This window comes from Microbacterium sp. KU4F (genome assembly GCF_056868075.1).
On sequence record NZ_CP200324.1, the window covers coordinates 2,633,269 to 2,658,292 of the forward strand.

28 protein-coding genes are annotated in these 25,024 nt (G+C 63.6%); 12 read left to right on the forward strand and 16 right to left on the reverse strand.

Annotated elements, in window-relative coordinates; genetic code table 11:
* Positions 1–55 precede the first annotated feature (55 nt).
* The 6 genes from AC1VNH_RS13275 to AC1VNH_RS13300 form a co-directional block, all read right to left on the reverse strand.
* Positions 56–241, reverse strand: coding sequence for a hypothetical protein (locus tag AC1VNH_RS13275; protein WP_483111881.1), 186 nt, complete (start codon positions 239–241; stop codon positions 56–58).
* A gap of 288 nt (positions 242–529) precedes the next feature.
* Positions 530–787: a hypothetical protein gene (locus tag AC1VNH_RS13280; protein WP_483111883.1), complete on the reverse strand. Its 258-nt coding sequence runs from the start codon at positions 785–787 to the stop codon at positions 530–532.
* A gap of 4 nt (positions 788–791) precedes the next feature.
* Positions 792–1,064, reverse strand: coding sequence for a hypothetical protein (locus tag AC1VNH_RS13285; protein WP_483111884.1), 273 nt, complete (start codon positions 1,062–1,064; stop codon positions 792–794).
* Entirely contained in the window at positions 1,061–1,366 is a 306-nt protein-coding gene (locus AC1VNH_RS13290) for a hypothetical protein (protein WP_483111885.1), read from the reverse strand. Before AC1VNH_RS13290 ends, AC1VNH_RS13285 begins: the two co-directional genes overlap by 4 nt.
* A complete protein-coding gene (locus tag AC1VNH_RS13295) occupies positions 1,363–1,587 on the reverse strand; it encodes a hypothetical protein (protein ID WP_483111887.1) in 225 nt (74 codons plus the stop codon). Before AC1VNH_RS13295 ends, AC1VNH_RS13290 begins: the two co-directional genes overlap by 4 nt.
* 322 nt (positions 1,588–1,909) lie before the next feature.
* Complete coding sequence (locus tag AC1VNH_RS13300) at positions 1,910–2,362, reverse strand: hypothetical protein (protein WP_483111888.1); 453 nt, start codon at positions 2,360–2,362, stop codon at positions 1,910–1,912.
* A 97-nt stretch (positions 2,363–2,459) separates the two neighbouring features.
* On the opposite strand from AC1VNH_RS13300, the gene AC1VNH_RS13305 reads away from it, so the two are divergent.
* Positions 2,460–3,488 carry a hypothetical protein gene (locus AC1VNH_RS13305; protein WP_483111889.1) on the forward strand — a complete coding sequence of 343 codons (1,029 nt, stop codon included), beginning with the start codon at positions 2,460–2,462 and terminating at the stop codon, positions 3,486–3,488.
* A gap of 15 nt (positions 3,489–3,503) precedes the next feature.
* Here the strand turns inward: AC1VNH_RS13305 and AC1VNH_RS13310 are convergent, their stop codons facing one another.
* On the reverse strand, positions 3,504–3,785 hold the full coding sequence (locus tag AC1VNH_RS13310) for a helix-turn-helix transcriptional regulator (protein WP_483111890.1): 282 nt from the start codon (positions 3,783–3,785) through the stop codon (positions 3,504–3,506).
* Between the two features lie 258 nt (positions 3,786–4,043).
* Between AC1VNH_RS13310 and AC1VNH_RS13315 the strand changes: the two genes are divergently transcribed.
* From AC1VNH_RS13315 to AC1VNH_RS13345, 7 genes are all read left to right on the forward strand, one after another.
* Positions 4,044–4,853: a hypothetical protein gene (locus AC1VNH_RS13315; protein ID WP_483111891.1), complete on the forward strand. Its 810-nt coding sequence runs from the start codon at positions 4,044–4,046 to the stop codon at positions 4,851–4,853.
* A gap of 129 nt (positions 4,854–4,982) precedes the next feature.
* Positions 4,983–5,321 (forward strand): histone-like nucleoid-structuring protein Lsr2, encoded by a 339-nt coding sequence (locus AC1VNH_RS13320; RefSeq protein WP_483111892.1) that lies wholly within the window; start codon positions 4,983–4,985, stop codon positions 5,319–5,321.
* Between the two features lie 121 nt (positions 5,322–5,442).
* A complete protein-coding gene (locus AC1VNH_RS13325; RefSeq protein ID WP_483111894.1) occupies positions 5,443–5,733 on the forward strand; it encodes a type VII secretion target in 291 nt (96 codons plus the stop codon).
* Positions 5,733–7,508, forward strand: a complete 1,776-nt coding sequence (locus tag AC1VNH_RS13330) for an alpha/beta hydrolase (protein WP_483111895.1) — start codon at positions 5,733–5,735, stop codon at positions 7,506–7,508. The genes AC1VNH_RS13325 and AC1VNH_RS13330 overlap by 1 nt, the downstream gene beginning before the upstream one ends.
* Positions 7,509–7,603: 95 nt before the next feature.
* A complete protein-coding gene (locus AC1VNH_RS13335) occupies positions 7,604–7,993 on the forward strand; it encodes a hypothetical protein (RefSeq protein ID WP_483111897.1) in 390 nt (129 codons plus the stop codon).
* Positions 7,993–8,277 (forward strand): WXG100 family type VII secretion target, encoded by a 285-nt coding sequence (locus tag AC1VNH_RS13340; protein ID WP_483111898.1) that lies wholly within the window; start codon positions 7,993–7,995, stop codon positions 8,275–8,277. The genes AC1VNH_RS13335 and AC1VNH_RS13340 overlap by 1 nt, the downstream gene beginning before the upstream one ends.
* Positions 8,278–8,460: 183 nt before the next feature.
* A complete protein-coding gene (locus tag AC1VNH_RS13345; RefSeq protein WP_483111899.1) occupies positions 8,461–9,603 on the forward strand; it encodes an SIR2 family protein in 1,143 nt (380 codons plus the stop codon).
* Positions 9,604–9,615: 12 nt separating this feature from the next.
* Here AC1VNH_RS13345 and AC1VNH_RS13350 read toward each other — a convergent pair whose 3' ends face one another.
* Positions 9,616–9,900, reverse strand: a complete 285-nt coding sequence (locus tag AC1VNH_RS13350; protein ID WP_483111900.1) for a hypothetical protein — start codon at positions 9,898–9,900, stop codon at positions 9,616–9,618.
* Between the two features lie 322 nt (positions 9,901–10,222).
* On the opposite strand from AC1VNH_RS13350, the gene AC1VNH_RS13355 reads away from it, so the two are divergent.
* Genes AC1VNH_RS13355 through AC1VNH_RS13365 form a run of 3 tightly spaced genes read left to right on the forward strand, consistent with a single transcriptional unit; the run spans position 10,223 to position 13,886 of the window.
* Complete coding sequence (locus AC1VNH_RS13355; protein ID WP_483111901.1) at positions 10,223–11,353, forward strand: DNA cytosine methyltransferase; 1,131 nt, start codon at positions 10,223–10,225, stop codon at positions 11,351–11,353.
* Complete coding sequence (locus AC1VNH_RS13360; RefSeq protein ID WP_483111903.1) at positions 11,350–12,438, forward strand: DNA cytosine methyltransferase; 1,089 nt, start codon at positions 11,350–11,352, stop codon at positions 12,436–12,438. The genes AC1VNH_RS13355 and AC1VNH_RS13360 overlap by 4 nt, the downstream gene beginning before the upstream one ends.
* Before the next feature lie 2 nt (positions 12,439–12,440).
* Entirely contained in the window at positions 12,441–13,886 is a 1,446-nt protein-coding gene (locus AC1VNH_RS13365; protein ID WP_483111904.1) for a restriction endonuclease, read from the forward strand.
* A gap of 191 nt (positions 13,887–14,077) precedes the next feature.
* Here the strand turns inward: AC1VNH_RS13365 and AC1VNH_RS13370 are convergent, their stop codons facing one another.
* From AC1VNH_RS13370 to AC1VNH_RS13380, 3 genes are all read right to left on the reverse strand, one after another.
* Positions 14,078–16,552, reverse strand: coding sequence for a TIR domain-containing protein (locus tag AC1VNH_RS13370; protein WP_483111905.1), 2,475 nt, complete (start codon positions 16,550–16,552; stop codon positions 14,078–14,080).
* A gap of 248 nt (positions 16,553–16,800) precedes the next feature.
* Complete coding sequence (locus tag AC1VNH_RS13375; RefSeq protein ID WP_483111906.1) at positions 16,801–17,007, reverse strand: ABC transporter ATP-binding protein; 207 nt, start codon at positions 17,005–17,007, stop codon at positions 16,801–16,803.
* Positions 17,008–17,354: 347 nt separating this feature from the next.
* Positions 17,355–18,164 (reverse strand): RNA polymerase sigma factor, encoded by an 810-nt coding sequence (locus AC1VNH_RS13380; RefSeq protein WP_483111908.1) that lies wholly within the window; start codon positions 18,162–18,164, stop codon positions 17,355–17,357.
* A gap of 601 nt (positions 18,165–18,765) precedes the next feature.
* On the opposite strand from AC1VNH_RS13380, the gene AC1VNH_RS13385 reads away from it, so the two are divergent.
* Positions 18,766–19,101, forward strand: a complete 336-nt coding sequence (locus AC1VNH_RS13385) for a histone-like nucleoid-structuring protein Lsr2 (protein WP_483111909.1) — start codon at positions 18,766–18,768, stop codon at positions 19,099–19,101.
* Between the two features lie 151 nt (positions 19,102–19,252).
* Here AC1VNH_RS13385 and AC1VNH_RS13390 read toward each other — a convergent pair whose 3' ends face one another.
* From AC1VNH_RS13390 to AC1VNH_RS13410, 5 genes are all read right to left on the reverse strand, one after another.
* Positions 19,253–20,074 (reverse strand): alpha/beta hydrolase, encoded by an 822-nt coding sequence (locus AC1VNH_RS13390; RefSeq protein WP_483111911.1) that lies wholly within the window; start codon positions 20,072–20,074, stop codon positions 19,253–19,255.
* Positions 20,071–20,466: a nuclear transport factor 2 family protein gene (locus AC1VNH_RS13395; protein ID WP_483111912.1), complete on the reverse strand. Its 396-nt coding sequence runs from the start codon at positions 20,464–20,466 to the stop codon at positions 20,071–20,073. The genes AC1VNH_RS13390 and AC1VNH_RS13395 overlap by 4 nt, the downstream gene beginning before the upstream one ends.
* Positions 20,463–21,452 carry an acetamidase/formamidase family protein gene (locus AC1VNH_RS13400; protein WP_483111914.1) on the reverse strand — a complete coding sequence of 330 codons (990 nt, stop codon included), beginning with the start codon at positions 21,450–21,452 and terminating at the stop codon, positions 20,463–20,465. The genes AC1VNH_RS13395 and AC1VNH_RS13400 overlap by 4 nt, the downstream gene beginning before the upstream one ends.
* A gap of 268 nt (positions 21,453–21,720) precedes the next feature.
* Positions 21,721–24,342 (reverse strand): glycoside hydrolase family 9 protein, encoded by a 2,622-nt coding sequence (locus tag AC1VNH_RS13405; RefSeq protein ID WP_483111915.1) that lies wholly within the window; start codon positions 24,340–24,342, stop codon positions 21,721–21,723.
* Positions 24,300–24,992, reverse strand: coding sequence for a carbohydrate binding domain-containing protein (locus tag AC1VNH_RS13410; RefSeq protein ID WP_483111917.1), 693 nt, complete (start codon positions 24,990–24,992; stop codon positions 24,300–24,302). Before AC1VNH_RS13410 ends, AC1VNH_RS13405 begins: the two co-directional genes overlap by 43 nt.
* Positions 24,993–25,024 lie beyond the last annotated feature (32 nt).

Below are 25,024 nucleotides of genomic sequence, written 5' to 3' on the forward strand. Positions count from 1 at the left end.
CGCGTCCGACTCGTCGAGCGGGCGGTGCACGACCAACTCGCGCCAGACGAAGGGCCTACCCGCGCGCATCACCCACCTCCTCTGTTGATCTCGCGACCTGATCGGCTTCCTGGTGCAGTTGACGTCTCGCGATTGCGAGTACCGCCCGCGCCACTTTCCGAAGCGAAAGCTCGTCGCGCACGTCGGTCTGCTCAGCGCCGACGACCTTGGAGTCGTCCATAGGTTTGCTCGGTTGATTCATGTGCCCTCCCTTCTCACGTCGACACGTCTATCGCCGTCTCCCCCCTAAGAGGCGCACGAAAGACACAGCGGCTGGGTATGACCGCGTGACGTGAACGATTAATTGGTTCGCACGCGCCGGGCTCGTCTGGTAGCGGGACGAGGGCTGCGTAATATCGCGCTCATAGACTGGCGCGAATTCACGCACCACTATGAGCTACTGCGGCATCTACGTAAATAATGGTTTTCGAGAAAGTGTGCATTTCGTCCGACCGATCGGACGGGTGGGTTCTAGTGGTTTGGTGGCGATTTATGGACGCGATCTCCACGTTGCAATTCCGACAACGATGACGACGGCGACGACGGCGATGATCAGCAGTTGCCACCAGACGCTGGCGATGAAGTTCACCGCGACGGACAACGCCCACGCGGTGAACAAGACTGCGAGCCCGAAGAGCGCCAAGCGCTTCGTCAGACCGGAAGGGTTCTCGGACATGACTTCCCTGTTTTCTGGATCGGAAGGATGGCCGAGGGGGCGTTGTAGAGCGGTGCCGCCCCCCTCGGCCATCGACTCACTCACTGCGGGACGAGTCCTGGGTGTCAGTCGCCGCTCGCGCGAGTTCACCGCGGGCGTAAGCGGCGTCGTCGTTCAGCGCCAGGCACAGCTCTTGAACAGCTCGGCGAAGATCTCCGCGCGTACGTTCGAGCTTCACATTGAGCTTCTTGACGCGTCGCTCTCGGCGGAGGACAGTCATCTTCTCGACGGCGTCAGGGATTACGTATGCTGCCGCTCCGCCGACGAGGACGATCGCGAGCACCATGCTCATGACATCGAGGGCGCTCATCCCAGACCTCGAGACAGACGCTGACCGGCCGTGATCGCATAATTCGCGATGATGGCCTCGTAGTACGCGCCCCCGGCCGGCGCGACCTTCATGTGCGCCTCAGCCTGAGACACGAGAGTCGCAATGTTGGAAAGTGCGACGCTGTGGAGGAAGGCTGTCCCCTGCTCTGCCATCGCCATGACGTCGGCGTTGGCGGCGATCTGTTCGATCTCGCGTCTCGTTTGCCGGGCGATGCCACCGCCGACCGATACTCCGAGTGCGGTCGTCCGAGAGCCAAACGGCCGCTGGACCTCGCCGCTCACGACCAGTCCCCGCAGTCGCAGCCCTGGTGCTCCTCGGCAGTGATCAGGCGAGGGACGGCGTACCAGGGATACTCGCCGTCCTTGAGGCGCCGAAGCACCCTCACCTCCGCAATCGCTGAAGTGGCGGCGTGCACGTGCTCCTCGCGCAGAAGCGCGCCGTCTTTGTAGATGTTGAAGCCGTACCACGGCACAGCTTGCTGGCATACAGTCGAGTTCGTCATGACTGTCCTCTCTGGGTTGGAAGTGACCGCCACGCGACGAAGTTGGTAGCTGGGTCTCGTGACGCTGAAGTGGTTGGCGACCGCATGGACCGTGCGGTCGCCAACTGCGTCAGGTCGTAGTCGACATACTCACTACGATCTGCGGTCAGGCTGACACGAGGGTGCCTCGGAGATCTAGGCGCGAAGATTAGATTGCGGTGCAAGCTTCGTGTGCACGGTGTGCAGGATGTGTTGCACACCGTGCACGCGCCCGCGGAAAGGAAAACCCGCTCTCTAAGAGCGGGTTAGGTGGCCCTGTTGGTTGTGAATGGGTGTTGCTTCCCTATCGGGTTACCGACTGTTGCGAACCGGCTGCCATGCGCAATGCGGCCTGATGGAGGAGGAAGTTCGCCTCGTGCATCACGGGGTGACTCATGACCGCCCTACCTATGGCTGATCCTTCACGGTCGCCGGCGAGCGTGCCGATGATCAGTCCGTCCTCACTTTGCCCTTCTGGTAGCGGCCAGAGGAATGAACTACGGAATACTTGGGTATCGCGCTGCCACTGGTTCACGATTTCCAGGACACTCAGCAGGAATGTCTGGAAGTTGGGATAGTGGAGTGCGGCGTCCGTGTTCACCACCCAGAGAGTGATGATGTCCAGGAGGCAGGTCGGTTCAGTCCCCTCCTCTCGGCAGTGCTCAACCACAGCGAGGAACTGCTCCGTTGCGAGCCATTCTTCGAATGCGTAACTAGCTGATAGCGGTGTTCTAACTGCGTCTGTTCCAAGGCCCATGGTGGCCTCCCTGTAGGTCTGGGGGCCACCCGTCGCGCATTATAAACTAATATCGACTCACTGTCAATGAAATGATCCGGCAAGAAGGTGTGTTTCAGTGGGAAAGTACGAGCCAACATGTGTCGAGGCGCTGGAAATCTGTGTCCTTCTTCAAAGCAGCGATCCGCCAGTCGATTTGAGTGCAGCTCCTGCGGTGGTGTCGACTGTGCGTAGGATCGCACAGCTGAGTGATCTCTGGATTGCGGAGCGAGTCGCTTGGGCAGCACTCAAAGAGGTCGTCAGGATCAGCGAGCAAGGCGCTGAGCGCCCTCTGCTGGCAAGTCGGATTCTCCTTGGGTTTCAACGGTATCCCTCGGATCCTCAGGTCGGCTTTGGGCCTACGGGGAGACCTCTGAAGAGTTATGTGGGGCGGGTCGGGCAGTCTGATGGTAGGCCTACCCTCACGAAAACGGAGCGCCAGCTGATCGCTGCCGCGGAGGGTGGCTACGGAAGCCGGAGTCAGCTTTCGGGTCAGGACCGTCGACTCGGGGAGCTCGCCGAAGCTGTGTGGGCGGCGATGTCGCGGCACATCGCTTCTCTCGACCCGGACGCGCTCGCAGAGCTCGTCTTCTGGACTCACGTAGACGGCCCTGCCTTGCGCGGTGGGAAAGTCTCTCTGGCGGCAACCTCGGCACCTGGGCGTCGGAATGTCAGCCCCACGGAGCAGGATGCTGTCCAGACATCTCTTTCCATGGGGGAAGCGGTCGAAAAGATAGCTGAGATTGACCGTGCCGAGGGGATGACGCCCATTAAGGAAAAACTCTCGCCCTTCTGGTGGTTCGTCTATTTTTTCGTCGCCGGGCCCATGGGACTTTTGAGACTGGACACGCAGCTTTACTATATTCAGAAAAAGGCGCGGATCGACAAGCGACGGGATAAGCTATCACCGTCTGTGTACGACGAGGAAATAAAGCGGACAAAGCTCGGAAGGCGCATTGCCGTTCAGTCCTACTTTCGGACACTTTCGCGTCGCCAGCAGCTTTCGAAGTTGCTCCATTCCGTTACAATGCACCTAACCGTGCTGGCGGGCATTTTCTTCTTAGCATTCCTGGCTTTGGCGAGGCTGCTCGGCCTCGGTCCAGAGTGAGGAGTCGGTGTCGCGTCATCTCCATGCCGAAACGTCGGGCGCATTCCTGGGGATTAGCTCTGTTATGTCCACATGCAGCACGCTGCTGAGCGCTGCGAGGGTGTAGAGGGACGGATTAGCAGCTACATCGGGGCGGGACAAGCCCTTCTCCAACTGCGCGTACGTCGCCCTGGTGATCCCCGCTGCCGCCGCCAGTTGCTCCTGGCTGAGCCCCGCGGCAATCCGTCGACGGTGCAGTTCTACGCCGAGTCTCTGAACGTACGGTCCCCACTCTGGGGGAGGGATGCGCTTGGCCATCCCTCCACGCTCGTCACCATGCGACTCGCGGGGGATGATAAATTATGCATAATGGATCATGCTCTGCCGACCTTGAGGCACGCTCCACGGTTGCTGGGCACCGTCTGAGTCTGAACTGAGCCGAACTGGGGGATCCCAACCATGACCCGACCCTGGCGCCGCCTCCGGCGCACTTCATCCGTCGCAGCTGTCGCGCTGACCGTCGCCGCACTCGCGATCCTGCCGCAGGCCGCCAGTGCTGCCGACGACGTGCCCCAGGTGATCGTGAACAACGTCGCCGTCGACACGGCAATGCCCGATTCTGCGACCGTCACTTTCGACTATGCGCCCAACGTCAGCGACGAGGTTCCCACTCGGCCCTACAGTTTGCGCATCTATGTCTACCCGTCGAACGCGAACCGTGAAGAGGGCACCATCGACTACCTCACCATCTCGTCGGTCGGCACCTACAGCAAGACGTTCGCCCTCGCCCCCGGTAACTACAACGTCTCGGTCGGGGTCCACCGGATCGAAAACTGCGAGTGCGGCGGTCCGGAACCGACCATATTCACCACGGTGCCGTTCACGGTCACCGCGGTCACGCCGACCCCCGAACCCACGCCGACGCCTACCACGCCTGAGCCGACGCCGGAGCCCACGACGCCCGTGCCTCAGCCTTCCGAAACGACCGCTCCTTCTACCCCCGCAGCCTCGCTCTCCGCCACGAGTGTTCTGGCCGGAAGCGGCGTGACGGTGACGGCAACCGGGCTTGCGGCCAACGAACCCGTCCAGATCTGGATCCACAGCACACCCGTCCGGCTCTGGAGTGGCACCGCGGACGCGTCGGGCTCGCTGACTCAGGCCATCACAATCCCCGCTGACCTCCCGCTGGGTGCCCATCAGATCGAGGTTCGCGGTGCCGTGAGCGGCTCGCTGTGGCTCAACCTCACGGTTCGTGGCGCCGAGCTTGCCGCAACGGGCGTAGACGGAAGTGCCGGCGCCGGCATCGGTATCGCTGCGGCGACGCTTCTTCTCGGCGGCGCGACCGTCCTGCTTCTTGCAAAGCACCGCCGCCGCGAAGCTGCCTAACAGGATCCCGGCAAATAGGGCGTCCGCATCGCGGGCGCCCTATTTGTTTGCGGGCGCATGAAAGAGCGGGGATCGCTTTTGGCGCAAGTGGCGGTGTTCCATTGGTTTGATGTGTCATACTCCCTAGCTATGGCTAAGCAGCAGATCACCCGACTCATTGACGACCTCGACGGCGAAGTTCTTGAGGCCGGCAAGACCATCCACTTCTCTCTCGAAGGTCGCGCCTACGAAATCGACCTCTCGGACACGAATGCCGAAAAGCTCCGTGAGGCATTCGCGCCGTTTATCAAGGCCGGGCGCTCGATTGGGAGCGCTTCCCGCAGCACCTCGACGCGTGGGCGCGCGGCGAAGAAGGACAGCCGAGACCTCGGGGCTGTGCGCGAGTGGGCAGCCGCCAATGGCTACGAAGTGAGCGCTCGCGGACGCGTCCCTGCCGCTGTTCTTGAGGCGTACGACGCCGCGCAGTAATCCCAACTATGCGTGGATGAGCACCCGGAAGTGACCCTCTCAGGGTGAATCGCCGGGTGCTTTTCCACAGCGCAAACGCCGTGCCGCGCGGGATTTAGAGGCATCGTTCTACCCTTTTTCTATGTCCGCGTACGCCGTCGATCCAGATGCTCTTCGCGCTGCGTCGACGTCGGTGGAGCAGCTGGCGGACAGCGTTGCAGCGGCGCCGACGGGGACCTGTGTGGATGCCGGTCATGATGCGCTGGCGTCTGCGATTTCCGAGTTCGAACAGCAGACTTCGTCGAGTTGGACAGCGCGCCGACAGACCACGGTCGCTGTTGCACAGGGTTTGAGGCGCACTGCGAAGATCTTCGAGAGCGCCGACGAGGACGCCGCGAGCTCTACTCAGCGCATCAATCCAGGGATGTTCTGATGGCAGAGCTCGGCCAGACATTCGACCCCCGGCAACTGATTCCGGGTTCGCCCGAGAGTGTCGAAGATCTCGCGGCGACGTGGCAGCAGCGAGCGTCTTTAGCGGAGGAGACTGGCGTGTCCCTTCGACGCTTCCCTGCCCCCGAAGGCTGGACGGGAAGCAGCGCGGACGCGTTCGAGTCGCGGGTACAGTCCGTCGGCTCTCGATGGATTCTGCTCTCCGACGTGTATGGCGCGGCGGTTCAGGCGCTCATCGGGTATGCATCCGTACTCCGCTGGGCGCAACTCCAAGCGGAGACCGCCATTGACGCGTGGGAGGAAGGGCAAGCGGCGACGGACGCGAAGCTCTCTGTAGCGTTCCCGAACGGCGGACGTGGCGAGGCAATCCAAGCAGGCGCCCCTGACAAGGCGCGCGCCCAGCAGATCCTCGCCGATGCCCGCGCGCGCGTCGCCGCCGCGGGTGACAGCGCGGCCGCGAGCCTTCGTGAGGCCGCCAAAGAGCCCCAGCTCGGAGAAGACGTCTGGGATGCGCTTGGCAAGGTCACATCGACTCCCGAGGAGGCACTCGCGCTGCTGTCGGGATTGACCGCCGCGGAGATGACGACGGTGCTCGCGCTGCGGCCAGAGATCGTGAACCTCGTCGCCGCGGCGGGCCCTGAAGCCGTCAATTCCTGGTGGAGTGCTTTCACGCAATCCCAGCGCGACGCGCTCATCAACCTACGCCCTGCTGTCATTGGCAACCTGGAGGGCGTGAGCTACACCGACCGCAACACGGCGAACAGGCTTTATCTTGATGACCAGCTCGCCGCAGCGAAGGCAGAACTGGACGCGAAGAAGCTCGATATCCCTAGATGGAACGACAGCGGGAGTATCGACAATTACAGAGCAGCGGTCGAGCATCTGCAGGCGCGAGTCGATGCCCTCGAGAATGTCGCGGCGTCCGTTAAGGGCCATGATCGGTTCTTGGTGTCCTTGACGGACCACGTTCCGCCCCTGGCCGCTGTGGCGATCGGGAATCCTGATGGTGCCGCAAACGTGACGTTCGCGGTCCCCGGCATGGGAGCAACGACTGCGGACATGGTGGGCTGGGCTCGGGACGCCGCAAATCTGCAAGCTCAGCAAACGATCGTTGACCCGACGCGCACTCACTCGGTCATCGCCTGGATTGGGTACGAGACGCCGCCGGTCCCTGTCGTGCAGGGCGGCTTCGGAGTGCTGGGCACAGATTATGCGGAAGCGGGGGCAACGCGACTCGATGCGAGCATCACCGGATTGCAGTCAGTTCGTGCGGATGAGTCGACCGTCAACGTTCTCGGTCACTCATACGGGACCACTACTTCTTCGATCGCGCTGACCCAGATTGAACGGCCCGTAGACACGTTCGTGAGCGTCGGATCTGCCGGGCTCCCGAGAGAGATTGATGAAGCGAGCGACCTTCGTGCCGCGCAAGTCTTCGCCGGGCAGGCGACGGACTCGCTGGCGATCTTTCCCAACAGTGGCGATCAATGGGCATGGTTCGGTCGGGAGAGCTGGTTCCACCCTGTTAATCCTGTTGGCCCGGACTTCGGAGCGCAGGTGTTCGGAGTCAACGGTGGGGATGGCCTCACCGGAGTGCGCGACCACGGCACCCACACCGATGACTTCACGGGTTATCTTGATCAGAACACGGAGTCCCTCTCGAATATCGCGCTCGCGACAACCGGCCACGGCGACCTGATCACTCAGGACCCGGCGCCCGATGTTCCGACCAGAGGGCCCCGAGGAGGGCAACGTTGATGATCCGCCGGACTGTACGTCGATCGGCTGCCCTCGCAGCCGCTGCGTTGGCGGTACTGACGGTCAGTGCGTGCACAAGCGATCAGGGAGAGCAGATGACACCCCAAGACTCTCGCCAGAAGCTCATCACGGCGATCCAGGACACAGCGGCGCTTCTCGCCGCGGACGGCTGGGACGAGATCAGCCCGCCCGCCTGGGGTCCCTGCTCCCTTGATTCTGGCGAAGGCGCGAACGTGACCTGGGCATACGCCCGCGAACCTCTGACTGATCATGCTTCAAACGCTAAGAAAGTGGCGGACTACTGGGAATCGCTGGGCATGGAAGTCCGTGTCGTTTCGGATCCCGTGTACTCGGTCTACGCAACGGGCGGCCCCGTTGAGGGGTTGGCGTTCCACACGGAGCCGGGTCTCTACGGTCTCTCCGGCACGTCGCAATGCGTGCCCGGCGACGCCGTTGACCTGATCAACCAGGAGTCGGAGGGCTGATGAGCCTCTCCTTTGACCCCGATCGTCAATCTGAAATGGTTGACGTATTGACGCAGGCGGCTAAGTCGCTCGACGAGATCCTCGAGCGACTCGACACCGAGGTCGGCGCGGTTCTCTCAAGCTGGGACGGCAGTGCACAAGCTGCGTACGCCTACGCGCAGTCCGAGTGGCTGCGTTCAGTCCAAGCGCTGAAGGATGCCCTGCGCTCGGCCACCGGTGCGTCGCGATCGGCGGGCGAGGTGCTGGCGCAGGCGGAACGTGACGCGACCTACCTGTGGAGCTAGCGCGGACTCGGCAGACCGCTTACTCGCCTGCAAGCGCGAACTGAGTTAGCGGAAGCAGAAGCGCGGCAGCGAGCCTTCGACTCTCGCCTGAGGTGTCCCCTAGGGCCAGTGGTAACAAGGTTGCAGTGTGCGGTTACTGATAGCCCATACACTGCGCATAGCTATCAATCTCAAGGGGGACGGATGCCGGATGAGGACAATCGCGATGTGGCGGTGCTTGTCGGCAACGGTCTATCCATCGCATTCAATGACAAGCTGCTGCTGTCGAACATTACGAAGCGGGTCCGGAAGCGCATCCATAACTCTGGTGATGGTGGGCGCAATGTTGCCAGAGCGATGCGGGAACTCGCGGACGCGTGGTTACCGCCCGGGCAAACCAGCAATCATGACTTCGAGCGACTTGTTGGCGCGTTCGGCGCGGAGAGCCGCAGTCTGACGCATCTTCAAGCGCTCGCGAACCTGTCTTACCCCGACGACAAGAAGCTCCGCAGTGCAATCACGCAGGTCATCGACTTCGCGGAAGAACTGCGCAACGTTGGAACTGGTCACGTTCTCGAAGTCGTCTATGAGAACAGCAAGAGCAGTTACACCGACTCAGAGCCACTTAACGAACTACTGCGAGCTATCTACGCCGCGTTCCCAGGGCGTATCAGCTTCGGGAACCTCAACTACGACACAATCCTTCTCGCCGCTCTCATGAGCGTCGATACAAGAGGCTTCGCGGATGTCGGACACGGCTGGAAGACATGGCAGATGGGGAAGGACAAGATCGCAGCGCAGCGGCTGCGGGAGAGCGCCGCAGATTTCCCGACCCTGAGCCGCTGTCCCGTCCACCTCCTGCATCTCCACGGCTCTCTCACCTACTGGATGACTGACGACGGCGAGAAATACGGCAAGCTCACTCGCGATCAGGTGGGACGACATAAGCTCTTCCGAAAGCTGCGTCGAGGCACAACCGATCTGCGCCCGCTGGTGGTCCTCAACAGGGAACGACAGAAGATTGAGGATGTCGAGAATCATCCCTTCAAGCTCGCCTACGACATGTTCAATAGGGGCCTTGTTCGCTCCAACCACTGGCTCATTATCGGATACAGCTTCAGGGACGTGGCGGTTAATGACCTGCTCAGGCGTGAGTTCATCAGCCGCGAGGAGAAGCCGAAGGTGCTCGTCGTGACCCGCGGGAAACAGCCATCACGCGAGGAGATAACGGCGGCGCTCGGGTGGGGCGCCGAGGATCCCAGTTCGTGGGACTGGTTGCGCCGCAACGAGCGCGGAGCTTTCGGTGCTCATACGCAACCCAGCTGGCGTTGGTTCACCAGAACCTGACGAGGGATCAAGCTACGCGCTGTAAATGGCGAAGAGGTACTCCTCCGTCACACCCTCCACGTTGGCATATGCAGCCCATTCAGGAGTGTTGGCGTACTGCTGGAAGACCCATGGGCGGTGCCACTCTGGGGTGGCTTCGAAGAGCAGCAGGAAGATGTTGACGGGCAGCGGCTTCCGGGATAGCAGGAGGTCTCTCACCTGCGTGTTGGCGTCAGACGCCAGCTGCTCCACTCTGTCCGGATCAGTGGCGCTGACAGCGTCATCGAGCCGCGCATCAATCGAATCGTCGTCGTCCACGGACGCCTCCAGGGTGTTCGAACGGCAGGCTACCGCTCTGCACTGCCGATCCGCTGGACCCGCGACGAGCTACGGATCACACTCCCGATGTGGAATGATGAAGCCCCTGGCACTCGCGACCGGACTAGCCCCTATCGCCCATTGTGTATCGGTGAGCCCGGTCCGCTACGACTGGCACACCTGCACCCTCAGGCTGGCTCTGCAAGATTCATGAACGCTTGGGCGATAGTCCGGGCGCGCCTCACACGGTGGCTTACGGTCCCGCCTAACCTGTAGCAGACCGGGTGTCAGAGGCCCCTTGTAGCGTCGGGTCGTTCTGATCGTGGAGGAGTTCCAGATGTCGTCTTCGTTTGCAGTCATCGACTTGTTCTCGGGTGCTGGTGGGTTGGGGATCGGTGCGATGCAGGCCGGGGGCGACTTGCGTCTGTCGGTGGACAGCGACTCCTTCTCCTGCCAGACCTTAAGGACAAATCCTGGCCTGCACGACGGACGAGTCGTGGAGGCTGATGTAACTACCTTGACTGGCGCTGATCTTCGTCGCGAAGCGGGTCTGCGCCGTGGCGAGGATGTTGTCGTGATCGGCGGTGCGCCCTGCCAGCCGTTTAGCAAGGCCGCGTATTGGCTCGACCCTGGTGAGGAGGCCTCTTATCGCCGTGCGCGAGCGCGCGGCGAAGAAGCCAAGCGGTCAGGCGTACCCATCGAGGCTCGTGAAGATAGCCGCCGCACGCTCGTCCACGAGTACTGGCGGCTAGTTCTGGAGAGCGACGCGTCGGGGTTTGTCTTTGAGAATGTCCCGAGCATCTTGCACCCTCGCAACCGCCACGTGTTCGAGGCGCTGAGGGCTGACGCGGAGGCTGCGGGCTACCAAACTACGACGGTTGTGGCGACTGCGACGAATTATGGTGCGCCGCAGAGCCGGCAGAGGGTGTTCCTCCTTGGCTCGCTCAACGACCAGCCTCAGGTGCCGATGCAGTCGCACGCCCAAGCTGCGGGCCCTGGGGTCCTGCCCTGGGTGACCGCAGGGGAAGCGCTGGAGGGCCTGGAGTCTTTGCCGGAAGACGCGGAGCATGTATCTGGTCGTTGGGCTGAGCACCTTCGCGCAATCCCACCGGGCATGAACTACAAGTTCCATACCGCGTGGGCGGGACACCCCAACCCAACCTGGGAGACGGAAACGCGTTACTGGAACTTCCTTCTGAAGCTCAGCCCGGATCGACCGTCCTGGACGATCCCAGCCAGCCCGGGGCCGTGGACCGGTCCTTTCCACTGGGAGGGGCGCCGTCTTCGCGTCCCTGAACTCGCTGCACTGCAGAGTTTTCCTCGTGGTTATGTATTCGCGGGACCGCGCCGAGAGCAGGTTCGGCAGATCGGGAATGCGGTGCCTTCTGTTATGGGTCAGGCCATGGTGGAGTCGGTTACGGCGTCTCTTGGCGTTGTGAGCGTGGCCGCATGACTGGCGGGCGACGCACGGCTGTGAGTCTCTTTTCTGGATGCGGCGGGCTTGACTTGGGTTTTCAGAACGCCGGGTTCGAGATCCTGGTGGGCGTGGACACCGACCGGTTTGCGGCGGAAAGTCATGCAGTCAACTTTCCGCGCTCGAAGTTCTTCCATGGCAGCATCGCCGATTTCACCCGGGATAAGGCCGTCGCCCTAGTGGGAGCGGAGGCGCTACAGGACGTAGACCTCCTGGTGGGCGGTCCGCCTTGCCCCCCGTTCTCGAAGAGCCGTTTCTACCTGACGGATAAGCCGCGCGCGATGGATGACCCTGTGGGAGAGGTCACGATAACCGGGTACCTCGACACGCTCACTTGGCTCCGCCCGCGCAGCTTCGTTCTGGAGAATGTGGCGGGCATGGCTTTCAAGGTGCACAAGGATACGCTTGACCACATTCTCGCCACGGCAAAGTCTCTTGGATACACGACTGCTACTCGCGTTCTTAATGCGGCCGACTATGGCGTGCCGCAGATCCGTCAGCGGTTCTTTATAGTCGGGACGCTGGACGGCAGCGAGTTCGAGTGGCCTACGGCGACCAACGCTGATCCGAAATTGGCGGATGAGGGAGGACTGCCCGCATGGAGAACTGCCGGTTCGGTTCTCAGCGATCTGGACACAGAAGAGAATGCCAGCGATGCCGGACACGTCGCGGGCGGTAAGCATCGGAGCCTTCTGGAGCAGATTCCTCCCGGAGACAACTACCTCTTCTTCACCGCCAAGCGTGGGCATCCAAACCCACAGTTCGAGTGGCGCAGTCGGTACTGGTCGTTTCTCCTGAAGCTGTCGCCGGATATGCCCGCGTGGACGATTCAGGCCCGCCGATCAAACAACATGGGGCCGCTTCACTGGCGCAACCGGATTCTGCGTATTGAGGAGGTCAAGCGACTGCAGACGTTCCCTGACGGTTGGTACCTGGGGGGGAAGGTCGAACAGCAGTGGCGTCAGATTGGTAATGCCGTGCCGCCTGTACTCGCTGAAGCGCTCGGGAGAGCCGTGGCGTCGCACCTTGACGCGATCTCGGTGTCTGAGGATATGGCTGCCTAGGGATGTCGGAGTTGACAGACGCCCCTAAGCTCCCGGCTCTAATCGAGTTCAATCCCGAGACGTTGGGTGGTGCTGACTCACTGTTCGAGTTGCTCGATTTGCTCGCCGCGGGTCTCGACCGAGCTTCCTTGATCGAGTCAATCCGGGCACGCTGGTTTGATGAGGCGGCTTCGTCACTCGCGTCTGAGCCGGCGCGTCGCATCGCGATGCAGAGGAAGCTCGCTGGGAACGTCATTTCGGGAATGCGCCAGGCGGGGCTGGTCACCGCATCAACGAGCGCTCCGACTCGATCAGCGTTGGGTGACGAGATCGTCCGTGTCGCCGAAACGGAGAGCCGGGAAGCGGCGCTGAAGGCTTTTGCGGGGCATCTTTTACGGGAGCGGTATGGAATCGAACTACTAGAAGCTGCCCGGTTCGTGCGTCGGCGGGACGGCGTGGTCTCCAAGCGCACCGTCGTCGAGCAACTTCGTTCCTTCGGTTTTGACATCGCGAACAACAACGTCAACTACAGCCGTCTACGTGACTGGCTCGCGGCGGCAAGTGTGGTGGACTCCAGCTGGAACATTGATGAAACGCGGTTCGAAGAGTTGGCAGGCGTGAGTGCCGAAGGCATAGCCGGGTGGAGTGCGCTCAGTCAACTTCAGCGCCAGGTACTCACGACCCTCCGCATTCGCGCCGAGTCCGACCAGACGCCCATCGCCGCACGGGATCTAGTGGCCCTGTTCCGGCTGCGTGGTCTGACGTTCGACGAAGGCCAGCTACGCAGAGACGTTTACGACCCGTTGGCGAATGCGGGATGGATCGTTCTGGAAGGAACCGGCGGTGGTCGTGCGCGTCTCGTTGCGCGGATAACGCCTACCGAGAAGACCCTCGCGCTCGACGTCGAGAAGATCGAGAACCTACAGTTCGGACCGTTGCCCGCAGACCTTAGAGAACAACTCGCGACACCTCTCGCGAACATCTTCCGCGATCTTCTGTCTAGCGACACTCATACGAAAGGCATCGCGCTGGAACTGCTTGCGCTGCGCCTCGTGGCGGAGTGCGGTCTCTTCCCAGTAGAACTTCGCGCTCGCGGGATCGCGACGGGCGGCGCCGAAGTAGACCTCGTGGCCGAGGGCGCACACCTTCACTTCTCACGCTGGCTGTTCCAGTGCAAGAACACAGGCTCCCCTGTGCGATTGGAGGTTCTTGCCAAGGAAGTCGGAATGGCGACGCTTCTTCGAGCGCAGGTCGTTGTGATCGTGAGTACAGGCGGCTTCGCGCGTTCCGTGTTGGACTACGCTCGGCAAGCCGCCGCCAACACCGCGATCCAGATCGTACTGCTCGATCAAAGCACGTTGACCGCATATCAAAATGGGGGCAGTTCAGCGCTTCGCCAAGAACTCCACGGGCAGGCGCTCCAAGCCCTCACCTTGAAGCAACCACAGCGCGCAGTCCCCACCGAGTAGCTCGTGATCAGCCGGGAGCGCCCAGCGAGACCGAGCATCGGGCAGATAGATAGGAAGTGCTCCTGTGGAGCTAGGGTTTCGTCGAGACGGCATTGAGGTGCTGCGTGACCGTCCATGACGCACCGCGTTGTCGGAAGGGCTCCTGCACCTTCAGGGGCCGTTTCTGGTCACGCGCCGCCCCGATTGACGCTTCATCCGAAGTATCGGGGGAATCGTTGGGAGAGGTCGAGTACTGCTGACAGATCTCCCTGGGCATCGAGCTCCTTGGCGAGAAGGGTGACGCCAGCCGCTGCCTGACCCACCGGAATCTGACCTTTCTCTGCTCGCTCGATGAGAACCCGTATTCCCAGTACGAGATTCTGAAGATCTCGGCGGTCTTGCAACGCGGAATCCGACGCGTGCTGTGCGCCGATCAAGTCGCCGTCAGCCAGAGCTAGCTTCGCCTTGATGTTGTACAACACGGCGGACGGGGCGGAGGGTGTTTGCTCTATCGTGGCGAGCGTCTCCTTCGCCTCCGAAATGAGGCCCTCGTCAATCTGCGCATTGGCGAGGGAGAGCGGCGCCTCCACGAACGAGGGATCGAGTTCGATGCACTTAGAGAATTCACGCATGGCGCTAATCCTGTCGCCCAACTGCAGAGCGATACGTCCGAGTCGGTAGCGATAGCGTGGGTTCTTTGGCTCCCTACCGACCGCCTGCGCCATCACCCGTCTCGCGTCAACAAGCATGTTCTGCGCTTCCAGGGCTTGTGAGTAAGTAGATAGCGCGTACGGTGTGTCGCCACCCATGTCGATCGCTGTCTTCGCCGCTGCGGCGGCACCGGGCCAATCCTCCATGCGCACCCGAACTTGTGCAATGTCTGCATACAACTGAGCCTTGTTGCTCCTAAAGGGGATCGCTCGCTCGTACCACGAGATCGCTTCCGGCCACCGCCGGTCGATCTGCTCGACACGTCCGCGGTCTCGAAGAACCCCCGCGTCTCGCGGGTATTGAAGAACGAGATCGTCGCCTAGTGCGCGGGCCTCAGGCATTCGCTTGAGGTAGGCAAGCGTCTTGATCCGGACCCGATTCGCGCGCAGGTCGACATCGCTATCACCTGTCAACGCTTCTTCGAGATACTCGAGAGCGGCCTCGTAGCGCCGTTCGTGAAACAGTTCCAAACCTGTCTCGTAAAGGGTGCCAATTAGACCCTGGCGAAGTTCACGCGCCTCTTGGAGTCGTCCAGACAGGCCGAGGACCTTGACTGTGGAAAGAAGTGAACTTGTATAGGTTGCGTCGGTCGAAGCCATCTCCTGCAAGCGCGTCAAGAGCACATCTGCTAGCGCATTGGTCTCAGAGATATAGTCCGGCTGCTTGCGGAATGAGCGAAGATAATAGTCGCGAAGCAACGGATGAAGCGTGAGGGTTCCTGAATCGTTCAGGCGCACGAGCGCATAGCTCGTCGCTTCATCGACAACTAACGAAAATTCGTCAGCGCTGAGTCTTAAGTGGTCTGCGAGATCTTCGCCGGACAACGGGCCATCTACCAAAGAAAGAACTTCGAGCATTCGCCAAGTTGCACCAGATAGGCGGCTGGGGTCGATCAAGTCTGTGGCAATCTCATGGCGCTTGTCGTTAAGCAGTTTCGCATCGAGCGGAAGCTGTGGCGCAACGACTTCCAATGCGAGAGGGTGTCCGTCGAGTTCGAGCGAAATCCTCTTCAGGTCGTCGTCGGATCCGTCCGCTCCCTGCGAACGCAAGAGGGGCACGGCGTGCTTCGCGTCGAGTCCGCTCAGATAGAGACTTTGTACTGCGTCTTCCTGCGATCGGTCGACTCGCGGACGGCGTCTCGAGGTGAACACGACCAGGCGATTGATGTTTGAGTCGATTCCGGTCACTGCCGCAACCACTTGCTCGGCTAGACGTCCAAGCGTGCCATCCTCAGTGAGCCAGTGTTCCGCATCTTCGATGACGAGTACTCCACCCGCGTTCACAAATTCGCGGATCATAGCGCCCGTGTGATCGGCAAATTCCGCTAGGGTTGCTGATTCCGCTGCTGGGGATTGCCCGAGAGATGAAGAGACTAGTAGGTCGAACTCCGGCTCAGCGACCCCATCAGTAACGCGAATCCTTACAACTGTCCCTTCCCCAGTTGTTATGCGTCGAAGTGCCTCGCGTGCGAGTGAGCGTTTTCCGCTGCCTGGAACTCCGCAAATCCACAGAGCGGCCGTCGTAGATGCGTACAGATGTTCTTCTACTGCGCCGATCTCCTCATTCCGGTTGAAGAACCTTCGTCGCGGGGATGGTGCCGGGTCGTTGCGGATTAGGAGGTTCGCGATTAGCTTCGGCGTTCTCGCATCGCGCGCCTGAAGAAACGGTCGCAAGCGAAGCGGCACTGGCGTGTCATCTAGGCAGATTATGCGAAGCGCTATCGCGCTGTCTTCGAGCCATCTAGTGAAGGCCAGCGTTATCTCATACTGAACCCACTTCGACTCAGCTGAGTCTTTCGACCAGAGGAGAACAAAGTCCGTCGCAGCCTCTATTCCGTCACTGATCTCATGCCACAGTACGTCTCCGAGGTCGATCTCGAACAAGTCGACCCAAGCGTCACCTTCCAGTGAACTCTTTAGCTCAATGGCTAGCGGCTTGTCCGGCCCTGCATGAGAAATAAAGAAGCGCTTTGACATACCCAACTTCCCCCTCGGAGTCAACGCTTCGACTGTAGTGCACAGGTCGGATTTGCACTCAATGCGTAGCAGCAACCCGCCCAACGACTTGACTCGGGTTGAGGGCGGGGCTCTATCTTCGGTGCGCAACGAACCGTGCTGAGCAGATCTCATCTACGAGCGCAGGCAGAGGGGATCGCGCCGGCTTCACTCTCGGGCGAGAACACGAAGGGCCCGCACGGGGACGTGCGAGCCCTTCGCGAGTCGGATCAGACGCGCTGGCTGATCGTGCCGCCCGGATTTCGGTTGGCTGTGGCCTCAGTGACGAATCTGCCGGTCGACGCAGACCGGTGCACCGTGGTGGAGTTGCTCGTGCCGGAGCCGACACGTTCGGTCGTGGTCTTTCCGGGCCAACGGTCGGCGGTGGCCTTGGTGACGAAACGGCCGGTGGATGCAGAGCGACGTACAGTTCCCATCGGAACTCCTAACTGTTTGGGCCGGGTGCCGTGAGGCGGAGCGCCACTAGTCTGTGGCTGCCAACTCCGGTACAGTCAGTGCTCTGGATGAGACCTGACCTTCTCAGGGCTTCCGAGCCGTCCCGTTGCCGCGGGGCGGCTCTTTTTTGTTGTGTTCCCGACACCTCGGTATATGTACGTCTGCGATCACTTCCCCTCGCGGCCTCGCACATTCTTCTGTGAGGTGCTGCTCGCCGCCGATCGCGTCACGAGCGCCTGCGCTTTGCTGGCGGATACGGATCGTCGCGCTGCCTTGGCGCCCTGAGTCCCGAAGGACGAACGTTCCACCTTGCTCCGAAATTGATCGCTCATGCCGACTCCAGGTTCTCTCGTACTTGCTGACGGGCTCGCGCGATCGCGGATTCGACTGCCTTGGCGGTCATCCCCAGCTTCTCCCCGATCTGGGCGTGGGTAAAGCCGTGCGTCACGCTCAAGTAGAACGCTGACCGGACGCGTTCGTCGGTGATCCTTCCGAAGGCGCGGCGCAGCTCGTCCTTGATCTGTGCTGTCTCGCTGGCATCCGGCGCGAGCGGTGTCGAGGGGCCTTCCTCGAACTCATCCGCCCACTCCGCTGTCGCCGGTGGTGCCTGCGGCTCCGCGTACGAGCGCAGCTCCTCACGCCGCCATCGCTTGTAGACGTTGCTGAACTGCAACAGGCACTGGCCCACGAAGAACGTCCGGAGAGAAGCGCCCTTCGAGGGGTCCCACGTCCCTGGGACCAGAACCTTGTCTCTGAACGCGGACAACGCCAGCACGACCGTCTCGTCCGCCAGCCCCTCCGCGTCTTCGATCATCGCGCCCGGTCGAGGTTCGGGATCGAGCGCGCCGAAACCCTTGCGTGCCACTTCTCCTCGGATCTGGCCTTTGTAGATCCAGCCGCGGATGACCGCCCACCCGTACTTCGCAATCTCCGTCGCGAAGAAGTCGTAGTTGCGCCCGCGGAAACCATCGGCACGAAGCGCCTCGGCCAGTTCGCGGTCACCGGCAAGACGGTCGACCCGCTCCTTGGCCTGGTCCCGTTCGGTGTCAGCCGCGAGGGCTTGCTCAGCTGCCCAGTCTCGGAGAGAAGGATCGCCGTCGGGCGACGAATGCTCATCAAACTCGTCGGTACCGGCCATGGTAATCCTCACGATCCTGGGTCAGCTCATGGTCACCACGATCCCTCATATGTCCGACATCGGGCCGTGCCCCTCGCCGCTACGGAAAGTTTTCGACCGCGAGGAGTGAGACACGGCCAACTGAGGAGGGCTGACTGGCCGCCTAGCAGGAGCGAGACTCGCACTTTCAATAGGCCGTTCTGGATCGGGCCACTCGCGCGTCGCTACCCGGTCGAGTAGCCGCTGCGTCTCGCGCGAGGGGTTCGAAAGCCATCGCGTGGGTTCCGCAACGACGAAAGCGGGCCCCGCAGGGGCTCGCTTTCGTCGTTATGACGAGTTGAGCGGGTTCGAACGAAATTGGGCCCACGCCGCCGAGGCTCCGCGCGTCGAGCAGCGGCGCGTGGAGGGGCGGTGGGGAGAATCCCACACCCTCCGCAACGAAGGAACGCCGGCCCCGTAGGGGTCCGCGTTCCTTCGTTTGATCGGCTGAGCGGGTTCGAACGGAGTTGGGCCTACGCCGCCCGAGGCATGCCGACCGAGAACGCATTGTTTCTCGCTTGGGTTTTCTTTCTGCGCGCAAGATGCCGAAATGCAAAAGGTTGATGTGTCATACTCCCGAGCTATGGCCAAACAGCATTTCACCCGACTCATCGACGACCTCGACGGCGAAGTTCTCGAGGAGGGAAAGACAATCCATTTCTCTCTCGAGGGGCGCTCGTACGAAATCGATCTTTCCGAGAAGAACGCCGAAAAGCTCCGTGAGGCATTCGAGCCGTTCATCAAGGCGGGGCGCTCCATCGGTAGTGCGTCGCGCACTACGACGCGCGGTCGCAGCGCGAAGAAGGACACGCGTGACCTCGGCGCCGTGCGCGAATGGGCCGCGGCGAACGGTCACGAAGTGAGCGCGCGCGGACGAGTCCCCGCCGCCGTCCTCGAGGCCTACGACGCCGCACACTAATCCGCGCGAGAGAGAGCACCCGGCCCACCCCTCGCGGGTTAAACGCCGGGTGCTTTTCCGCGAGCAGCGCCGACTTTGCACTCCCCGCCTCCGAAAAGGAAGCTGAAACTCGTGTATCTCCTGGCTGAGGCGGGGAGATGGGGGCTGGCGTTCACGCCTCGACCACGCCGCCGCGGGTGAGCGCCGCGCGGAGAAAGACGAGCGTCGGTTCGATCGCATCGTCGAAATAGCCTTCGGCATGCCGGGTTCCCGGGATGAGTTGCAGTGTGCTGGCGACGCCGGCCGCGGCGAAGGCCGCTTGAAGTCCCGCGGGGTCCCAAACGGGCACGAACTCGGCAAGGGAGTTCGCCAGGAACGCCGGGCCCGCATCCGCTGTCACGCGCTGAGGCGAAGAAGCTTCGTCGAGAGTCGACCGGTCGTGCCCGACCTCCTGCAGCACGGTCCAGCGCAGGAACGCGTCATCGCGACCCGTCTGGTTGATATCGGCGCTGCGCATGGCGTCCAGATCCTGGTCGGTGAGCGTCGCTGCGACGGACGCCGTCTCGCGGACGACGCGCGCCAGATCGAAGATCCCGGACCAGCTGACGATGGGGCGCCCTGTCGCGAGTCCGGCTTCCACGGAGAGGTTGCCTCCCGCGGAACCGCCGAAGAACGCGACGCGGGAGCGGTCAAACCGGTGCGTCGATGCACGGATCCAGGCCCACGCCGCAAGCACGTCCTCCCGGCTCGTCGGGAACGGATGCGTGGGCGCTTCGCGGTAGTCGGGCACGAAGACGATGTATCCCTCTCGTGTCAGCCGCGTCGCGAGAGCTTGCTCCTTCTTCCGGGAGCCGCGGAACCAGCCCCCGCCGTGGATGAGGACGATGGCGTCGCGCTCATCCGGATCGCTCGACATGCCTTCGTACACGTCGAGCCGCTGCAACGGATCGTCGCCGTATGCGAGGTCGGGGTGGATGGCCGGTTCCTGCGTCATGGTGTCATCTCCACTCGTCTCTGTGTGAACAGCCAGGCGCCTTCGCGATTGACGAGGTGATGCTGCACCCGCGCAACGCCCGCGATCGTCCCCGTCGTCGGGTCGACCAGAAGCAGATGCGAGGTCGCGACCGCAGTACCCGGCGCGTCGCCCGCATCCGCGAAGGCGCCCGAGGTCAGGTGCACGGTGGAGGCGGGTTCGCGTGACCAGACCAGCGCGAGCTGCGCGCGGAGCGCGTCGGGGCCCGCAGCCTCTCCCTGATCTCCCGAAAGTGCCGCATCCGTCGTGAAGAGGGCGAGGTAGGCCTCGGTGTCGCGCCTGCTGGCGCAGTCGTCCGCCCGCGCGATGGCCTCGAGGATCAGGACGCGGTCGCGCGGCGACAGTGCCGTCATGATCCGGCGAGCCAGGTCGCGATTCTGGCCCGGGTGTCCTCGGTGAAGACCGACTTCGGGATGACGGCATGTACGGCGCGAGGGGGGATCGAGCTGTACGCGGAGCCGGTCTGGTTCGAGAACTGGGTGACGCGGAAGCTCACGAGCATGCTGCACAGGGCGTATGCGTCTCGCTCCGTCAGCCCCGCCGCCGTGTGGAGCCAGCGGATGCAGGAGCGCAGGCAGGTCACGAGCGCGTCGTCGAGGTTGCCCGCGAAGCCGATCAGGATCCACTCATCCGCCGTCTCCAGCAACGGGCCCTCCAGCGGCACACGCTTTCGGAGGCTGAGCTGCAGGGTGATGAGCTCTGCCGCCGTTTCGATGGCGGTCTGATCGACGACGCCGTCCCCCTGCGCGGCGTGGACGTCGCCGATCCAGAGTCGCGCACCCTGCTTCGCCACAGGCAGGTAGAGCGAGGCGCCCACGGTGAAGTCTCGGAGCACGAGATTGCCGCCATATGAGCCGGAGAGGATGGCGCTGGTGTGCACTTCGCCGACGGGTTCGACCGCCACGACGCCCAGGAACGGACGCAGAGGGACGGTGACCCCGTCGACGAAGTCGGCGCGTGTCCGGTCCTCGGAGAAGCGGAAGTAGTGGACGTACGGTTCGGCGAAGTCGCTGGGGAGGGCGCCGACGCCCAGAGGGAACGAGTTCCAGCCCCAGTCGATCGTGCGCAACTGCTCGAGGGTGCAGCAAACGATGTCGCCGGGTTCGGCATCAGCCACCTGGACGGGCCCGATCATCGAGTACGGCCCGTCCGGATACTTGTCGCGCAGCGGCTCCCGGTCCGCGAAGGTCATTCCGTATACGGCTTCGTTGCCCCAGTGCGTCCACGTGTTCGGATAGCTCACCGTGTCGCCGGAGAGCACCGTGGCCACAGCCGGAGCGGCCGGATCGAGGTAACCGGAGCGCACGGTGGATGCGGAGGAGGTGACCACATGATCCATGGCGGGGCTCCGTTCTCTGTCGATGCCTCACGACGCTAGGCGCCTCCGGTGGCGCCGGCGGCGGACGGACGTCGCAACACGGTTCGACACCGGACCGAACTCCTGCAATTCCTGCTCGACAGGAGAGCGAGCGGATGCGGGACGCGCATTCTGCAGGAGTTCGGGCAGGTGCAGGTGCCGGATCCATACGCGAGCCCGGCCCGCCCGGCGGCACGGGCTGCACGACGAGGCCCCGGCGGAAATCACCCGCCGGGGCCTCGTCGTGTGCTCAGGCCGTGCGGCGGCGTCGGCGCACGAGGTGGGCGCCCGCGCCCAGGAGTGCGAGCGCTGCGGCCCCGATCGCCCACAGCGGCGACGTGTCGACACCGGTCTGCGGCAAGGAGCCGCGCCCCGCCGCGGCGGGCACGGCGGCCGACGGATCGGATGCGGCAGCTGCTCGAACGGTGGGGGTGAACGTCGCCGTCACCTCGGTGCCTCGCGTGTCCGCCACGCGGTATGTCACCGGGGTCGCGGTGCCGATGAAGCCTGCCTCGGGAGTGAAGACGATGCGCTCACCGTCGAGGTCGTACCGCCCCTGACCCGCGATCGTCACCGAGGTCGCGGGAGCGGAGGCCGCCCGGGCGGAGGTGTCGCCGGCCGCATCCAACAGCGTCAGCGTCGCGGCGTCCAACGGGATGTCGGCGTCGCCGGCGCGGTCGTTGGCGAGCGGGGTGACCGCGATCGGCTCGCCCGGTGCGCCGGATGCGGCGTCGTCGACCGCGACCGGGGTCACCGCGACGAAGCCGTCACCGAGGTCGGCGACGAAGGACGCCACCCACGCGAGCGCGGAGTTCCAGTTCACCGTGATCTCGTTCACCGACCACGCACCGATGTCGTCGACATAACAGGCCTGCGGTGCGCAGCCCGCGAGCCAGGCGCTCGCGACCGGGTCCTGGATCGACGAGTTCGGTCCGCCGGCCACCGTGCCGACAGGCGGATGCGGCAGCTGCGGGTCGAGGGCGTTCGCGTACCACCGGCTGTGCTGGTTGCGCGAGTCGTTCGTGCCGTAGCCGGTGACGTACGACTGCCCCAGCACGTTGCGGCCGAACAGATAGTCGTAGGCCTCGATGACCGCGTCCGCGTAGCGCGGGCGCTTCGTCAGATCGAACGCCGTCGCCAGCACCACCTGGTTGTTTAGCACGGCCGAGTTCGAGCCCCAGTCGTAGAGGCCCTCCTTCGGGGCGTACGGCTGACCGAACGGCTGCGCCTTCTGGTCGGCGATCAGCTTCTCGGCCGCATCCACCACGGACTGACGGATGCGGTCGATGTCGGGAAGATCGGTGCCGAAGCGCGCGAGCTGCATGCGCCCGAGAGCCGCCACGTCGCCCCAGTAGAAGCCGCCCGCCGTGAAGATGTCGGCGGTGTGCAGCGGGTTGCTCTCGACCTCGTCGCGGTAGCGGTCGCTGCCGGTCGTGAGGTACAGCTCGGCCGCCGCCCAGTAGAACTCGTCCGTGACGGTGTCGTCGGCGTACGTGCCGCCGCCCACGCCGTCCTCCTCGGGTGCGAGCAGGTCGGGGTGCGCGAGAGCCGCGTCGTACGCCGTTCGCGCGGCGTCCAGCAGGCGCGCCGCGAAGGCCGCGTCGTACGGCTCGAACAGGCGCGATGCCTGCGCGGCCGTGGCTGCGAGGTTCAGTGTGGCGGCCGTCGACGGGCGGTGCAGCAGTCGCTCCTGCGGGTCGTCGTGCGGCATGAGCGGCAAGCCCGTCCACGCGCGATCGGTGACCTTATGCCATGCCATCCCCGCCAGCGGGTCGCCCGCGGGAACCTGCATCTTCAGGAGGAACTCCTGCTCCCAGCGCGCCTCATCGAGGATGTCGGGCGTGCCGTTGCCGCGCTCCGGGACGGCGAGGGTCGAGTCGCCGAGAGCAGCCTCGGTGCCGGCGGGGAGCGAGCGCTCGTACGCCGACAGCAGCTGGGCGACGGCGATGCCGCCGTTGACCACGTACTTGCCGTGATCTCCCGCGTCGTACCAGCCGCCCGTGACGTCGTGGCGATCCGAGCAGGTCCACCCGTCGGACCAGGTCTGCGGCTCGAGGCAGCCGACGTTGCTGTCGCCCTGGTTCGCGCCCTCGTTCAGGTGCCCGGCCGGTCGCGCGTACTCGGCGCCCGCGATGTCGCCGTCGATCGCGATTCCGGATCGGTTCGTGTAGAAGAAGCGCAGCGAGTCGGTGCGCAGCGACTGGAACACGTCGGCGGCGATCCGGAACGGGTGGCTCAGCTCTGTGCCCACGCGCAGCCGCATCCCGTCACCGGTCGCGGTGACGTCGGAGAAGTCGATCGTGTGCACGTCGACCCCCGCGCTCGCGTCGAACCCGGCCGGCGTCGTCGTGCCCGTCGCGACGGTGTCGCCGCTCGCGTCCTCGAGCGTCCAGACGAGCGGCTCGGCCGCATCCGTCACGAGAGTCGCGCGCTTCGGTCCGCGCGGCAGGTAGCCGACCTGATTGACCTTCACCGCCGGGCCGGTGTCGGCCTGGTAGGTGTACTTCGTGCCCGTGAGCGTCACGTCGTCGAAGCAGATCACGGTTCCTTCCGGCACGCCTCCGACGCGGAACTGCACCTGCGAGAGGTGGAACGTGTCGGCGGGTGTCGTCTCGAACGTGTACGAGTAGGTCTGCGCCGCGGTGCCCACGGCGAAGGTGCGCTCGACGAAGTCCTCCGTCGATGCGCCCGAGTAGGTTCCGACCTTGGTCGAGGCCGTCACCGGAGCCGAGGCGGATGCGGTGAAGTCGAGCAGGAAGGCGGTTGCGCCGGGCAGGGGGATGTCGTTGTGTCCGACCAGCACGTCCCAGAGGTTGGCGGTCGCGCCGGTCACGGTGGCGCAGAGGTTGCTGTCGGGGTTCGACAGCGCCACCGGGCCGGCCGTCCACCACGGACTCGTACCGCTGTCGAACGTCGGGTTCGGCAGGGCTGGTCCGTGCCGACGACCGGGTCCACGGGGTCCGGATCGACGGGTGGCACGGAGTCCTCCTCGATGAGAGAGACGTTGTCGAGACAGAAGGTGGTGGGGATGCTGTTGGCGCCGAGGCGGAACTGCAGGTCGGAGACCGTGCCCTGGCCGAAGTCGCGGGCGGTGAAGGCATAGCTGAGTCTCTGCCACGCGTCCGTGAGCGAGGCGGTCTGACTCGTGTAGGTGCTGAACGACGCATCCGCGACCTTCGGGGCCACCTGGGTCACGAGCGTAGCGGGATCGCTCGCGCGCACGTCCGCGGTGACGATGTAGTCGACGCCCGCCGTCAGCGGCAGGTCGCTCTGCCCCACGAGGACGTCCCACGGGTTGGCCGTGGCGGGAACGTCGGCGCAGAACACGCCACCGTCGGTGCGGAACGCATCCACCCCGGCGGACCACCACGGTTCATGTCCCGTCGTGAACGTGCCGTTCTGCACGTAATCCGTCGGGGCCGCCAGCGCGGCGGTGGGGAGGGACACAGCGCCGGCCGTCGCCAGCGCTCCGATCATCAAGACGGCAAGGTTGCGTCTCACGTGCCGCGTCGTCGCGCGCATTCAAGCTCCTTCGCTCTGGGAGCGCTCTCAGA